The sequence below is a fragment of the Pelagibacterium mangrovi genome, from assembly GCF_036662815.1.
Classification (GTDB): Bacteria; Pseudomonadota; Alphaproteobacteria; order Rhizobiales; family Devosiaceae; genus Pelagibacterium; species Pelagibacterium mangrovi.
This window is the reverse complement of record NZ_JBAFXA010000004.1, coordinates 167,052-182,994: the sequence shown is the minus strand read 5'-3', so window position 1 is coordinate 182,994 and position 15,943 is coordinate 167,052. Positions and strand designations below refer to the sequence as shown.

9 protein-coding genes are annotated in these 15,943 nt (G+C 61.0%); all 9 read left to right on the top strand.

The features are described from left to right. Window positions 1–119 precede the first annotated feature (119 nt). The 9 genes from rplJ (at window position 120) to fusA (ending at window position 15,935) form a co-directional block, all read left to right on the top strand. Window positions 120–635, top strand: coding sequence for a 50S ribosomal protein L10 (gene rplJ / locus V4T21_RS08550; RefSeq protein WP_332715480.1), 516 nt, complete (start codon window positions 120–122; stop codon window positions 633–635). Between the two features lie 60 nt (window positions 636–695). After that, window positions 696–1,073: a 50S ribosomal protein L7/L12 gene (gene rplL / locus V4T21_RS08545; RefSeq protein ID WP_332715478.1), complete on the top strand. Its 378-nt coding sequence runs from the start codon at window positions 696–698 to the stop codon at window positions 1,071–1,073. 355 nt (window positions 1,074–1,428) lie between these two features. Then, complete coding sequence (gene rpoB / locus V4T21_RS08540) at window positions 1,429–5,571, top strand: DNA-directed RNA polymerase subunit beta (protein WP_332715476.1); 4,143 nt, start codon at window positions 1,429–1,431, stop codon at window positions 5,569–5,571. Between the two features lie 120 nt (window positions 5,572–5,691). Further along, window positions 5,692–9,894, top strand: coding sequence for a DNA-directed RNA polymerase subunit beta' (rpoC, locus tag V4T21_RS08535; protein WP_332715473.1), 4,203 nt, complete (start codon window positions 5,692–5,694; stop codon window positions 9,892–9,894). Window positions 9,895–10,051: 157 nt separating this feature from the next. Next, window positions 10,052–11,368, top strand: coding sequence for an esterase-like activity of phytase family protein (locus V4T21_RS08530; RefSeq protein ID WP_332715471.1), 1,317 nt, complete (start codon window positions 10,052–10,054; stop codon window positions 11,366–11,368). A 75-nt stretch (window positions 11,369–11,443) separates the two neighbouring features. Then, complete coding sequence (locus V4T21_RS08525; RefSeq protein ID WP_332715469.1) at window positions 11,444–12,523, top strand: esterase-like activity of phytase family protein; 1,080 nt, start codon at window positions 11,444–11,446, stop codon at window positions 12,521–12,523. Window positions 12,524–12,974: 451 nt separating this feature from the next. After that, the gene (rpsL, locus tag V4T21_RS08520) at window positions 12,975–13,346 is read left to right on the top strand and encodes a 30S ribosomal protein S12 (RefSeq protein ID WP_041528652.1); all 372 of its coding nucleotides are present in this window, start codon (window positions 12,975–12,977) and stop codon (window positions 13,344–13,346) included. 15 nt (window positions 13,347–13,361) lie between these two features. Beyond that, entirely contained in the window at window positions 13,362–13,832 is a 471-nt protein-coding gene (rpsG, locus tag V4T21_RS08515; RefSeq protein ID WP_332715467.1) for a 30S ribosomal protein S7, read from the top strand. A gap of 12 nt (window positions 13,833–13,844) precedes the next feature. Beyond that, window positions 13,845–15,935 carry an elongation factor G gene (gene fusA / locus V4T21_RS08510; RefSeq protein WP_332715465.1) on the top strand — a complete coding sequence of 697 codons (2,091 nt, stop codon included), beginning with the start codon at window positions 13,845–13,847 and terminating at the stop codon, window positions 15,933–15,935. Window positions 15,936–15,943: the final 8 nt, after the last annotated feature.

Genomic DNA, 15,943 nt, shown 5'->3' with positions numbered 1-15,943 from the left:
GGTTTGAACCGAACCGGTTGTTTTGACCGGTTTACAGGCGCTGCACCGCCGCCCTCAAAGCGGCTTATTGCAACGGGTTCGATCCCGCTCGGATCGGGCCTAACTCGTGGAGAGTAGCAATGGATAGAGCGGAAAAAGCTGAGGTCGTCTCCTCGCTCCAGCAGGCATTGGCCGGCTCGGGCGCGGTCGTCGTCGCTCACTATGCCGGTCTGTCGGTGTCTGACTTCGAAAAGCTGCGTGTGCAGATGAAGCAGGCCGGTGGACAGGTTAAGGTCGCAAAGAACCGCCTTGCCAAGCTCGCTCTTAAGGAAACCGAAATTGCGGATTTCTCGGGCCTTCTGACTGGCCCGACGGTCCTTGCCTATTCGGAAGATCCCATCACGGCCCCCCGGGTCGCCAAGAAGTTCGCCGATTCGAACAATAAGTTCGTGATCCTCGGCGGCGCGATGGGTTCGACCGAGCTCGATGCCGACGGCATCAAGGCTCTGGCCGATCTGCCTTCGCTGGACGAACTGCGCGCCAAGCTCGCCGGTCTGCTCACGCAGCCTGCGGCACAGCTTGCACGTCTGGCCAAGGAACCGGGCGCATCCGTCGCCCGCGTTATCTCCGCTTATTCGGAAAAGGGCGCTGCATAAGGCGGCGCGACCATCCACGGTTCAAACTGAAACCTAAGTTGAAAAGAAAAGGCTGATCAAATGGCTGATCTTGCAAAGCTCGTAGACGATCTGTCTGCACTGACCGTCCTGGAGGCTTCCGAGCTCTCCAAGATGCTCGAAGAAAAGTGGGGCGTTTCCGCCGCCGCTCCTGTTGCCGTCGCTGCTGCCGGTGGCGCTGCCGCCGGTGCCGCTCCGGCCGAAGAACAGACTGAATTTGACGTGATCCTGACCGGCGCTGGCGATCAGAAGATCAACGTCATCAAGGAAGTCCGTGGCATCACCGGCCTGGGTCTGAAGGAAGCCAAGGACCTGGTCGAAGGCGCTCCCAAGCCCGTCAAGGAAGGTGTCAACAAGGCGGAAGCCGAAGACATCAAGGCGAAGCTCGAAGCTGCTGGCGCCAAGGTCGAACTCAAGTAAGTTCGTCTTCTGCGATAGATTTGCGGGATGGCCCAAGGGCCGTCCCGTTCCCGCCTCCGGTGTTTGACGGATGCGGACGCCGCCCCGGACCGGGGTAGGGCGGAAGTTGCGAAAATGGCGATGATCCCGGCAAGGCCACAATCAGCCGGTATCGAAGATCGCCACACGAGAATAACGTCAGAAAGGGCACCTGTTCAAAGAACCGACGGCTGATTGTCGATTCTTTGAACAGCTGCCTCCGAGACATCAAGACGCGTTTCCAAGGAAAAGTGAGCATCACTTTTTCGGTTCGGGAGCGTGGCGAAAAGAGACTGAGGACCGGTGTTCCGGTCCGCAAACGAGAGGAAGCGGGTACATGGCTACCACGTTCAACGGGCGCCGCAAGGTGCGCAAGTCCTTTGGGTCCATTCGTGAAGTCACGGAGATGCCGAACCTGATCGAGGTCCAGAAGGCCTCCTACGATCAGTTCCTGATGGTCGATGAACCGCAGGGCGGACGGGCCGACGAGGGCCTGCAATCGGTGTTCAAGTCGGTCTTCCCGATCACCGACTTCTCCAACACGGCAAGCCTCGAATTCGTGCGCTTCGAATTCGAACAGCCCAAATATGACGTCGACGAGTGCCGCCAGCGAGACATGACCTTCGCCGCGCCGCTCAAGGTGACGCTGCGCCTGATCGTGTTCGAGGTGGATGAAGACACCGGCGCGCGTTCGGTCAAGGACATCAAGGAGCAGGACGTCTATATGGGCGACATGCCCTTCATGACGTCCAACGGTACGTTCATCGTGAACGGCACCGAGCGCGTTATCGTCTCCCAGATGCACCGTTCGCCCGGCGTGTTCTTCGATCACGACAAGGGCAAGACCCATTCCTCGGGCAAGCTGCTGTTCGCCGCGCGCATCATTCCCTATCGCGGGTCCTGGCTCGATATCGAATTCGACGCCAAGGACATCGTCTATGCGCGCATCGACCGTCGCCGCAAGATTCCGGTGACCTCGCTGCTCAAGGCGCTGGGGCTCGATGCCGAGGAAATCCTCGATACCTATTACGACATCCAGAGCTACACCAAGAGCGAGAAGGGCTGGAACAAGCCGTTCGACGCCGAGAAGATGAAGGGCACCAAGCCCGTCTTCGACCTGATCGACGCCAAGACCGGCGACGTCGTCCACGAAGGTGGCACGCGTCTGACCCAGCGCGCCGCCAAGAAGCTCATCCATTCCGGCGTTACTCACCTGCTGGCCACCGACGAAGACCTCTTCGGCATGTATCTGGCCCGCGACATGGTCGATCTTGCCAATGGCGAGATCTTTGCCGAAGCCGGTGACGAGATCGACGAGAAGCTGCTTGCGACCCTGGTCGACAAGGGCTTCGACGCGCTGCCGATCCTCGACATCGACCACGTCAATGTCGGCGCCTACATCCGCAACACGCTGGCCGTGGACAAGAACGAAAGCCGCGAAGACGCGCTGTTCGACATCTACCGCGTGATGCGTCCGGGCGAGCCCCCCACCATCGAAACCGCCGAAGCGATGTTCAATTCGCTGTTCTTCGATAGCGAGCGCTATGACCTTTCTGCGGTCGGCCGCGTCAAGATGAACATGCGTCTCGATCTGGAAGCCGAAGACACCGTGCGCGTCCTGCGCAAGGAAGATATCGTTGCGGTCGTTCGCACGCTTCTCGAACTGCGCGACGGCAAGGGCGATATTGACGACATCGACAACCTCGGCAACCGCCGCGTGCGTTCGGTGGGCGAATTGATGGAAAACCATTATCGCCTCGGCCTTCTGCGCATGGAACGCGCCATCAAGGAGCGCATGAGCTCGGTCGAGATCGATACGGTCATGCCGCAGGATCTGATCAACGCCAAGCCGGCCGCCGCAGCCGTGCGCGAGTTCTTTGGCTCGAGCCAGCTCAGCCAGTTCATGGACCAGATCAACCCGCTGTCGGAAATCACCCACAAGCGCCGTCTTTCGGCGCTTGGGCCGGGTGGTCTTACCCGCGAGCGTGCAGGCTTTGAAGTTCGCGACGTTCACGTCACGCACTATGGCCGTATTTGCCCGATCGAAACGCCGGAAGGCCCGAATATCGGCCTGATCAACTCGCTGGCCACCTTCGCCCGCGTCAACAAGTACGGGTTCATCGAAACCCCGTACCGCAAGGTCGTGGACGGCAAGGTGACCGACGAGGTCGTCTATCTTTCGGCGATGGAAGAGGCCAAGCACCACGTTGCCCAGGCCAACGCCAACATCGACGAGAGCGGCCAGTTCGCCAACGAAATGGTCGTGGCCCGTCACGCCGGCGAGCCTTCGCTCACCCCGCGCGAGATGGTCGACCTCATGGACGTTTCGCCCAAGCAGGTCGTCTCGGTTGCCGCCTCGCTCATTCCGTTCCTGGAAAACGACGACGCCAACCGCGCGCTGATGGGCTCGAACATGCAGCGTCAGGCCGTGCCGCTTCTGCGTGCCGAAGCCCCCTTCGTGGGCACGGGCATGGAGTCGGTCGTGGCTCGGGACTCCGGCGCCGCCATCGCCGCACGTCGCTCGGGTATCGTCGATCAGGTGGACGCGACGCGTATCGTTGTCCGCGCGACCGAGGAAACCGATGCGTCCAAGTCGGGCGTCGACATCTACAATCTGATGAAGTTCCAGCGTTCGAACCAGTCGACCTGCATCAACCAGCGCCCGCTGGTGGTTGTCGGCGACCATGTTCAGGCTGGCGACATCATCGCCGACGGTCCTTCGACCGAACTGGGCGACCTCGCCCTGGGCCGGAACGTGCTCGTCGCGTTCATGCCCTGGAATGGCTACAACTTCGAAGACTCGATCCTGCTGAGCGAAAAGATCGTCAAGGACGACGTCTTCACCTCGATCCATATCGAGGAATATGAAGTGATGGCCCGCGACACCAAGCTCGGTCCGGAAGAAATCACGCGCGATATCCCCAACGTTTCCGAAGAGGCTCTCAAGAACCTCGACGAAGCGGGTATCGTCCATATCGGTGCCGAGGTTCAGGCAGGCGACATTCTCGTCGGCAAGATCACGCCCAAGGGCGAAAGCCCGATGACGCCGGAAGAAAAGCTCCTGCGCGCCATCTTCGGCGAGAAGGCTTCGGACGTTCGCGACACCTCGCTGCGCATGCCTCCCGGCGATGCGGGCATCGTGGTCGAAGTCCGTGTCTTCAACCGTCACGGCATCGACAAGGACGAGCGTGCCATGGCCATCGAGCGCGAGGAAATCGAGCGCCTGGCCAAGGACCGCGACGACGAGCAGTCGATCCTCGACCGCAACGTCTATGCGCGTCTGAAGGAAATGCTGTTCGGCAAGGCCGCGACCTCGGGCCCCAAGGGCTATGTCGCGGGCACCAAGCTCAACGACTCGATCTTCGACGCTCACGCACGGTCCAAGTGGTGGCAGTTCGCCATCGAGGACGACAAGCTGATGAGCGAAATCGAAGCCCTGCAGGCGCAGTACGACGAATCCCGTCGCCTGCTCGAGCAGCGCTTCATCGACAAGGTCGACAAGCTGCAGCGCGGTGACGAGCTTCCGCCGGGCGTGATGAAGATGGTCAAGGTCTTCGTCGCGACCAAGCGCAAGATCCAGTCGGGCGACAAGATGGCCGGCCGTCACGGTAACAAGGGTGTGGTTTCGCGCATCATGCCGGTCGAGGACATGCCGTTCCTCGAAGACGGCACGCATGTGGATATCGTGCTCAACCCGCTCGGCGTGCCTTCGCGCATGAACGTGGGCCAGATCCTCGAGACGCACCTTGGCTGGGCGGCTCGTGGCATGGGCCGCAAGATCGATGCGATGATGGAGGCCTATCGGCAGTCCAAGGACGTCACCCCGCTCAAGAAGGAAATCTCCGCTCTCTATGACGGCGACGACTTCGTGGGCGATCTGGACGACGACGGCATCGTCCGTCTCGGCCAGCAGATTTCCAAGGGTGTTTCGATCGCAACGCCGGTGTTCGACGGTGCGAAAGAAGCCGATATCGTGGATATGCTGGAAATGGCCGGCCTCGATGGTTCGGGTCAGTCCACGCTCTATGACGGACGCACGGGTGATGCCTTCGACCGCAAGGTCACCGTTGGCTACATCTACATGCTGAAGCTCAACCACCTTGTGGACGACAAGATCCACGCCCGTTCGATCGGCCCCTACAGCCTCGTCACCCAGCAGCCGCTGGGCGGTAAGGCCCAGTTCGGCGGCCAGCGCTTCGGTGAAATGGAGGTGTGGGCGCTCGAAGCTTACGGTGCCGCATACACCTTGCAGGAAATGCTCACCGTCAAGTCCGACGACGTTGCCGGCCGCACCAAGGTCTATGAGGCCATCGTCAGAGGCGATGACACCTTCGAAGCGGGCATCCCCGAGAGCTTCAACGTTCTCGTCAAGGAAATCCGTTCGCTGGGTCTCAATGTCGAGTTGACCGATATCGAAGCGGACAATGACGAGCCGGGTGGCGATCCCGAACTCGCACCTCCTGCGGACGCGGCGGAATAATCCGCCGCTTCCATCTGGCCGGATCGTTCCTATATAGGACGGTTCCGGCCTGAACCGATTGCTTTTGCCCCAGGGCGCGTGCTGCTCCCAAGCGCTGCCCGGGCATCAAGGAGACACCAGATGAATCATCATCAGCACGTCATGGATCCGTTCAACTCGCAGGCGGCTGCGCCGACTTTCGATCAGATCAAGATCAACATCGCGAGCCCGGAAAAAATCCTGTCGTGGTCCTACGGCGAAATCAAAAAGCCCGAGACCATCAACTACCGTACGTTCAAGCCCGAGCGTGACGGCCTGTTCTGCGCGCGTATCTTCGGCCCGACCAAGGACTATGAGTGCTTGTGCGGCAAGTACAAGCGCATGAAGTTCAAGGGCGTCATCTGCGAAAAGTGCGGCGTGGAAGTCACCCTGTCGCGCGTTCGCCGCGAGCGCATGGGCCATATCGAGCTGGCCGCTCCGGTCGCTCACATCTGGTTCCTGAAGTCGCTGCCGAGCCGCATTTCCCAGTTGCTCGACATGACCCTGAAGGATGTCGAACGCATCCTCTACTTCGAGAACTATGTGGTTATCGAGCCGGGCCTGACCCCGTTCACCCAGCACCAGCTGGTGACGGAAGAAGAATATCTCGACGCTCAGGACAATTACGGTCCCGACGCCTTCACCGCCATGATCGGCGCTGAAGCCGTGCGCGAGATGCTGGCCGCTCTCGACCTCGAAAAGCTCGCCGCCGATCTGCGCGTTGAAATTGCCGAGTCGACAACGGAACTTAAGCCCAAAAAGCTCGCCAAGCGGCTCAAGATTGTCGAGCAGTTCATCGTTTCGGGCAACAAGCCCGAATGGATGATCATGACCGTCATTCCGGTGATCCCGCCGGAACTGCGTCCGCTCGTTCCGCTCGATGGCGGCCGGTTTGCCACGTCCGATCTCAACGACCTCTACCGTCGCGTGATCAACCGTAACAACCGTCTGAAGCGCCTCATCGAGCTGCGTGCGCCCGACATCATCATCCGCAACGAAAAGCGCATGCTTCAGGAGGCCGTCGACGCGCTGTTCGACAACGGTCGCCGTGGCCGCACCATCACCGGTGCCAACAAGCGTCCGCTCAAGTCGCTGTCCGATATGCTCAAGGGCAAGCAGGGCCGGTTCCGTCAGAACCTGCTCGGCAAGCGCGTCGACTATTCGGGCCGTTCGGTCATCACCGTGGGTCCGGAACTCAAGCTGCACCAGTGCGGCCTGCCCAAGAAGATGGCGCTCGAGTTGTTCAAGCCCTTCATCTATTCGCGTCTCGACGCGAAGGGCCTCAGCTCGACCGTCAAGCAGGCGAAAAAGCTTGTCGAAAAGGAAAAGCCCGAAGTCTGGGATATCCTTGACGAAGTGATCCGCGAGCACCCGGTTCTCTTGAACCGCGCGCCCACGCTTCACCGTCTGGGCATCCAGGCGTTCGAACCGATCCTGATCGAAGGCAAGGCCATCCAGCTTCACCCGCTGGTCTGCGCCGCGTTCAACGCCGACTTCGACGGCGACCAGATGGCCGTGCACGTTCCGCTGAGCCTTGAGGCCCAGCTTGAAGCGCGCGTCCTGATGATGTCGACCAACAACATCCTGCACCCCGCCAACGGCCAGCCGATCATCGTGCCGAGCCAGGACATCGTCCTCGGTCTCTACTACGTGTCGATCATGGCCGAGGGCGAGCCGGGCGAAGGCATGGCGTTCTCGTCCATGTCCGAACTCGAGCACGCGCTGGAGAACAAGTCGGTCACGCTGCACACCAAGATCAAGGGTCGCGTCAAGACCACGGATCAGGACGGCAACATGGTCACGGCGGTCATCGAGACCACGCCGGGTCGCATGATGCTGGGTCAGATCCTGCCCAAGGACGTTCCGTTCGAGGTGGTCAACCAGCTCATGACCAAGAAGAACATCTCCAAGGTCATCGACACGGTTTACCGTGCCTGCGGCCAGAAGGAGACTGTGATCTTCTGTGACCGCGTCATGGATCTGGGCTTCAAGCAGGCCTGCCGCGCCGGTATCTCGTTCGGCAAGGACGACATGGTGATCCCCGATTCCAAGGCCAAGATTGTGGGCGACACCCGCAAGCAGGTCGAGGAATTCGAGCAGCAGTACAATGACGGACTGATCACCCATGGTGAGAAGTACAACAAGGTCGTCGACGCCTGGGCCAAGTGCGGCGACAAGGTCGCCGAAGAGATGATGAAGCGCATCTCGGCGCAGGAGAAGGACGGAAACGGCCGCTCCAAGCAGATCAACTCGGTCTATATGATGAGCCATTCGGGCGCCCGTGGTTCGGTCGCCCAGATGAAGCAGCTCGCCGGCATGCGCGGCCTCATGGCCAAGCCGTCGGGCGAAATCATCGAAACCCCGGTGATCTCGAACTTCAAGGAAGGCCTGACCGTTCTCGAGTACTTCAACTCGACCCACGGTGCCCGTAAGGGTCTGGCCGACACCGCGCTCAAGACGGCGAACTCGGGTTACCTGACCCGTCGTCTCGTCGACGTGGCGCAGGACGCGATCATCACCGAGCAGGATTGCGGCACCGAGAGCGGCCTGACCATGGAAGCGATCGTGGACTCCGGTCAGATCGTGGCCTCGCTCGGCCAGCGTATCCTGGGCCGCGTTTCGGCCGACGACATCTTGGTTCCCGGCACCGACGAGGTTCTCGTCGCCAAGGGCACGCTGATGGACGAAGCCGACGTGGAAAAGGTCGAAGCCGCCAAGGTGCAGTCGGTGCGCATCCGCTCGCCGCTGACTTGTGAAGTCCGCCAGGGCACCTGCGCGACCTGCTATGGCCGTGACCTTGCCCGCGGTACGCCCGTCAACATGGGCGAAGCCGTCGGCGTCATCGCCGCGCAGTCGATCGGTGAACCGGGCACCCAGCTCACCATGCGTACGTTCCACATCGGTGGTACGGCCCAGGTGGTGGACAATTCGTATCTCGAGGCCGGTGCCGAGGGTACGATTGCGTTCCGCAACAAGAACATTGCGACCAACTCGGACGGCCATATCGTCGTCATGGGCCGCAACGTTTCCCTCGTCATCGTCGATGCCGAGGGCAAGGAACGCTCCGTCCACAAGGTGGCCTATGGTTCGCGTCTGCGGGTCAACGAAGGCGATCAGGTCAAGCGCAGCCAGCGTCTTGCCGAATGGGACCCCTATACCCGTCCGGTCCTGACCGAGGTCGAAGGCGAAGTGATCTTCGAGGATCTGGTCGATGGGGCTTCGGTCTCCGAGCAGACCGACGAGACCACCGGCTTCACCAAGCGTCTGGTCATCGACTGGCGTTCGAGCCAGCGCGGCGACGGGCTCAAGCCCGCCATCGCCGTCGGTTCGAAGGGCCAGCCCTTCAAGACCGATCGTGGCACCGATGCGCGCTATCTGATGAGCGTGGACGCGGTCATCGCCGTCGAGCCGGGGACCCGCGTGGCCCAGGGCGACGTCCTGGCCCGTATCCCGCTCGAAAGCGCCAAGACCAAGGACATCACCGGCGGTCTGCCGCGTGTGGCCGAACTGTTCGAGGCTCGCCGTCCGAAGGATCACGCGATCATTGCCGAACTCGATGGCACGATCCGCTTCGGTCGCGACTACAAGAACAAGCGTCGCATCATCATCGAGCCGAACGACGAGAGCATCGAGCCGGTCGAGTACCTCATCCCGAAAGGCAAGCCTTTCCACCTGCAGGAAGGCGATCCGATCGAAAAGGGCGAGTACATCCTCGACGGCAACCCGGCCCCCCACGACATCCTTGCGATCAAGGGCGTCGAGGAGCTGGCGCGCTACCTCGTCAACGAGATCCAGGAGGTCTATCGCCTCCAGGGCGTGTTGATCAACGACAAGCACATCGAGGTGATCGTTCGCCAGATGCTGCAGAAGGTCGAGATCACCGATCCGGGCGAATCCGGCCTGCTCAAGGACGAGCAGATCGATCGCCTCGATTTCGACGAGCTCAACGAGCAGCTCGTTGCCGATGGCAAGAAGCCCGCTGTGGCCGTTCCGGTCCTGCTCGGCATCACCAAGGCATCGCTGCAGACCCGCTCGTTCGTGTCGGCCGCGTCCTTCCAGGAGACGACCCGCGTCCTCACCGAGGCCGCCGTCTCGGGCAAGGCGGACCTTCTCGAAGGTCTCAAGGAGAACGTCATCGTCGGCCGTCTCATCCCGGCGGGTACAGGTGCGCGCATCTCCAACGTGCGCCAGATCGCGACCAAGCGCGACGACCTCATCCTCGAAGAGCGTCGCCGCCAGGCCGAAACCGTCGCCATTCCGGCGCCCGAGGCCATGCCGGCCGCTCCGGACGCACCGGCGGAATAAGGCCGCGTATCATCGAACAGGGAAATGGGGGCTTCGGCCCCCATTTTCATTTGCGGCGGTGTCGTCAAACCGACATCGATCCGTCGCGCAACGGTAAACGGGCTGTCATATACCTGGGCCTAAATCCCGACCCGTACCCACCGGTCAGGAGGCCCAAATGATCCGGCAATCGCTGTTGTCCGTCGTTTCCATTCTTGCTGTCGGCGCTGTCGCGCAGGCGCAGGACTCGCAGGAATTCCCCGCGCTTCTCATCGAGCACGCCCAGGTTCCGGCGCAAACCTTCCTTCCCGCTCCGGCCGATGCGCCCGCCAGCCTCAACATTTCGGGGCGGTTTGCCGGCGGCGAGCGCAGCGAAGCGCCCTACAGCGTCATCGACGCCAATTCCGGCCTCGGCCGCCCGTTCCCCGGCCAGCCGCTGCAGGGTTTCTCCGGCGTGCGCTCGCTGGGCGAGGATCGTTTCCTGTTCCTCACCGACAACGGTTTCGGCAACAAATTCAACTCGTCCGACGCCATGCTGATGTTCAACATCCTTCATCCCGATTGGCAGACAGGTCAGGTCGCCATCGAAAAGACGGTGTTCCTGTCCGACCCGAACCGCGTCGTGCCGTTCCCGATCACCAATGAGCACACCGATACCCGCTATCTCACCGGCGCCGATTTCGACCCCGAATCCATCCAGCCGGTCGGCGATCATTACTGGATTGGCGACGAGTTCGGTCCCTGGCTGTTCGAGGTCGATGCCGAGGGCGTTGTTCAGCAGGTGTTCGCCACCGAGCCGGACGGCGAGTTGCTGCGCAGCCCTGATAATTTCTTCATCGGCTCGGTCAACCCCGGCGCCGCTCAGCCCGAAAACGTCCGCACCTTCAACTCGGGCGGCTATGAAGGCATGGCGCTCGGCGAGGACGGCACCACGCTTTATCCGCTGCTCGAAAAGCCGATCTGGATGCCCGAAGAGGGTGCCCAGGAAACCGTCGATGGCACGTCCGTGCTGCGTATGTTCGAGTTCGACACCCAGGCAGGCGAATGGAGCGACGTCATCCGCTACTATCCGCTTGATGACGCCACCCACGCCATCGGCGATTTCAACATCATCGAGGGCACCCGCGCCCTGATTATCGAGCGCGACAACAACCAGGGCGATCCGCGCGACGAGAGCGTCGAAAATCCCGCCGGGTTCAAGCGCATCTATCTGGTCGATCTCGAGCGCGCCGACGAGAACGGCGTCCTCGAAAAGATCGCCTATATCGACCTGATGAACATCGAGGCCCCCGACGGCATCGCCTCGCGCGGTTCGATCGAAGGCGTCTTCAACTTCCCCTTCGTCACCATCGAGGACGTCGACCGCGTCGATGAAACCACCATCGTTGTCGCCAACGACAACAACTATCCCGGCTCGACCGGCCGTGAACAGGGCCGTGCCGACGACAACGAGATCATCCTGCTCGACGTCGCCGATTTCCTGGCCGCCGAATAAGCGTGCCGAAAGCAGGGAAGGGGCTTCGGCCCCTTTCTTTTCTAAAGCGAAATATCAGCCCTGGAGATTGCTGAAATGCGCAGCCTGTATTCGATCCTGCCGTCCATCGCGATTCTTGCTTCCGCCGCCAATGCTCAGGAACTGGCGGCGCCGGTGTTTCTCGACGAGGTGGTGCTGCCCACCGAACTGGCCATCGCCGGCGTTCCCTTCGGGGGGATATCGGGCCTCGACTATGACGCGGAAAACGACGTCTTCTACGCGATCTCCGACGATCGCGCCCAGAACGGCCCGGCACGCTTCTATGTGATCAAGCTGGCCGTCGAGGATGGCGAGATCGCAAGGCTCGATATCGTCTCGACCCATGAACTCACCGATGAGGACGGCGCCAGCTTCCCCGAAGGCGGCGTCGATCCCGAAGCCATCCGCTTTTCTGCCGAGACCGGCACACTCTTCTGGTCCAGCGAGGGGGATGCGGACGGCAATCCCGCCATCTATGAAGCGAACCTCGACGGCAGCGCCATCCGCCGGATCGAAGTGCCCGCCGCCTATCTGCCCGACGCCGAATCCAAGGGCATCTACGGCAACCTCGCCTTCGAAAACCTTGCGCTGTCCACCGATGGCCCCCGTATTTTCGTGGGCACCGAAAATGGCCTGGCCCAGGATGGCGACAAGGCCACCGTCGATGCCGGCAGCCCGGCGCGCGTCGCCGTGTTCGATCGGGAAAGCGGCGATCTGTTCGCCGAATACATCTACCAGACCGACCCGATCCGCGTGCCCTCCACCGAGGAGCCGCATTACAACGACAACGGCCTCTCGGAATTCCTGATGCTGGACGACAATCGCCTGATCGCCGTCGAGCGCACCTTCGCGAGCGGCTATGGCAATGAGATCGCCTTCTATGTCGCCTCTTGGGACGAGGCCGACGACATTGCCGGCAGCGAAACCATCGAGGGCCAGGACGTGGCCGCGATGAACAAGCAGCATTGGTTCACCATCGGCGAAGGCGATTTCGGGCTCGACGTCGACAATATCGAATCCATCACCTGGGGTCCGGACGTGGATGGCGAGCGCACGATCGTCATCGCCTCGGACAACAATTTCAACCGCGTCGGCCAGTTCACTCAATTCGTGCTGTTCTCGGTTCCCGGTCTCTGAGTCGGTTTATCGACATGGTTTGTTGGGGAAGGGGCCTTCGCGCCCCTTTTCTTTTCATTAACCTTCGGTCAACCTCTTGATCGCGGCGTCCGCTCTCCCATATTTCCGCCATGCACGAGATGCAGGGCAGGTGATCGATGCGGGTGCGAGGCTTTTTTCCCGGAAAGCCTTGACGATTCTGAATCAACCCAGTAATACCCGCCCTACCTAAGCGGTCGGTCGTGATCCGGCACCGAATGCGAAGCGCCCAATGCGACGCATTCAAGCCGATCAAACACACTGTCGGGTAGTTAGACGAAACAAGTCTTGGGCGCATGATTGCTTCCGTATGGGGGTGATCCTCTGCATTCTTGGCGCCGCCGGTTCCCGTTGGAATGCCGGACTGGCGCCGCTCGCTTGTTATGTCGAACAAGGATTTTGTTTGTACGGATGGAAAGAGGGTTCGAGCAATATGCCGACCATTAATCAGCTGATCCGCAAGCCCCGGCAGGCCAAGCCGAAGCGGAACAAGGTTCCGGCTATGGAGGCCAACCCGCAGAAGCGCGGTGTTTGCACGCGTGTCTACACGACGACCCCCAAGAAGCCGAACTCGGCTCTGCGTCGTGTGGCCAAGGTGCGCCTGGTCAATCAGCGTGAAGTCATTACCTATATTCCTGGCGAGGGTCATAACCTGCAGGAGCACTCCGTGGTGCTGATCCGCGGCGGTCGTGTGCGTGACCTTCCGGGTGTGCGTTATCACGTGCTGCGCGGTGTGCTGGATACCCAGTCGGTAAAAGATCGTAAGCAGCGCCGGTCGAAGTACGGCGCCAAGCGGCCGAAATAAGGAGATCTGTGAGTCATGTCCCGTCGGCATCGTGCAGAAAAGCGTGAGATCAACCCCGATCCCAAGTTCGGTGATCTGGTTGTCTCCAAATTCATGAATTCGCTCATGAAGGACGGCAAGAAGTCGTCCGCAGAGGGCATTGTCTATGGCGCGTTCGAGATCATCGAAGAACGCACCAAGCAGGACCCCATCCAGGTCTTCCACGGCGCGCTGGACAATATCCGTCCGGCCGTTGAAGTGCGTTCGCGCCGCGTCGGTGGTGCCACCTACCAGGTGCCGGTCGAAGTCCGTACCGACCGCCAGCAGGCTCTTGCCATCCGCTGGCTGATCGACGCTGCCCGCAAGCGCGGTGAGCAGACCATGGTCGGCCGTCTTTCCGGCGAGCTTATGGACGCGATGAACGGTCGCGGCCAGGCCGTCAAGAAGCGCGAAGACACGCACCGTATGGCTGACGCCAACCGCGCGTTCTCGCACTACCGCTGGTAAGGAAGAACGATCATGGCCCGCGAATACAAGATCGAAGACTACCGCAATTTCGGCATCATGGCGCACATCGATGCCGGCAAGACCACCACGACCGAGCGTATCCTGTTCTATACCGGCAAGAACCATAAGATGGGCGAGACCCATGATGGTGCTTCCACCATGGACTGGATGGAGCAGGAGCAGGAGCGCGGCATCACGATCACGTCCGCTGCGACCACTACGTCCTGGCAGGGCCGTGACGGCAAGCGTCGTCGCTTCAACATCATCGATACGCCGGGCCACGTGGATTTCACCATCGAGGTCGAGCGTTCGCTGCGCGTGCTCGACGGTGCCGTTGCGCTGCTCGATGCCAACGCCGGTGTGGAGCCCCAGACCGAGACCGTGTGGCGTCAGGCCGACAAATATGCGGTGCCCCGCCTGATCTTCGTCAACAAGATGGACAAGATCGGCGCCGACTTTTTCCGCTGCGTCGACATGATCGAAAAGCGTCTCGGTGCGAAGCCGGTGGTTCTTCAGCTTCCGGTTGGTGCTGAGAGCGATTTTGCCGGTGTGGTCGATCTTATCGAGATGAATGCCCTGATCTGGCACAACGAAGAGCTGGGCGCTCATTGGGATGTCGTCGAGATTCCGGCTGACCTCCAGGCCAAGGCCGAGGAATACCGCGAGAAGCTCATCGAAGCCGCCGTCGAGCTCGACGAAACCGTCATGGAAGCCTATCTCGAAGGCAACATGCCGGATAACGATACGATCCGGAAGCTGCTCCGCAAGGGCATCATCGCCAATGATTTCTTTGGCGTGCTTTGCGGTTCCGCGTTCAAGAACAAGGGCGTGCAGCCTCTTCTTGATGCGGTTGTCGATTTCCTCCCGGCTCCTGACGATATCGAAGCCATCAAGGGCATCGACGCCAAGACCGAAGAGCCGATCGAGCGTCACGCCGACGATAACGAGCCGCTGTCGATGCTGGCATTCAAGATCGCCAACGATCCCCACATGGGTTCGCTGACTTTCTGCCGCGTCTATTCGGGTCACCTCGAGGCCGGTGCGCAGCTTCAGAATACGGTCAAGGACAAGCGCGAGCGCGTTGGACGTATGTTCCAGATGCACTCGAACTCCCGCGAGCAGATCACTGAAGCCTTTGCCGGCGACATCGTGGCCATCGTGGGTCTCAAGGATACCACCACTGGTGATACGCTCTGCGTGCCGACCAGCCAGGTTATCCTGGAGCGCATGGTGTTCCCCGATCCGGTCATCGACATCGCCGTCGAGCCCAAGTCCAAGGCCGACCAGGAAAAGATGGGCCTCGCCCTGCAGCGTCTCGCTGCCGAGGATCCTTCGTTCCGCGTCAAGTCGGATGAGGAATCGGGCCAGACGATCATTTCGGGCATGGGCGAATTGCACCTCGACATCCTTGTCGACCGCATGAAGCGCGAGTTCAAGGTCGAGGCCAATATCGGTCAGCCGCAGGTGGCGTATCGCGAGACGATTACCCGCCAGGCCGAAATCGACTACACCCACAAGAAGCAGTCGGGTGGTTCGGGCCAGTTCGCCCGCGTCAAGCTCGTCATCGAGCCCAACGAGACCGGTGCCGGTTTCGCGTTCGAGAGCAAGATCGTCGGCGGTTCGGTGCCCAAGGAATACATTCCTGGCGTGCAGAAGGGTCTGGAGTCCGTGATGGGCGCCGGTATCCTGGCAGGCTTCCCGATCGTGGACGTCAAGGCGACCCTGATCGACGGTGCCTACCACGACGTCGACTCCTCGGTGCTGGCGTTCGAAATCGCTGGTCGTGCGGCATTCCGTGAAGGTCTTCAGAAGGCCGGCGCCAAGCTGCTCGAGCCGATCATGAAGGTCGAAGTGACCACCCCTGAAGATTACATGGGCGACGTCATCGGCGATCTCAATTCCCGCCGTGGTCAGATCCAGGGCACGGAAAGCCGCGGTGTGGTGCAGGCCATCAACGCCTTCGTGCCGCTGGCCAACATGTTCGGTTACGTGAACTCGCTGCGCTCGATGAGCCAGGGACGTGCACAGTACACCATGGAATTCGATCACTACGAGCAGGTGCCCCAGGCGGTCGCCGACGAAGTCCAGGCCAAGTACGCCTAAGTAGAAAC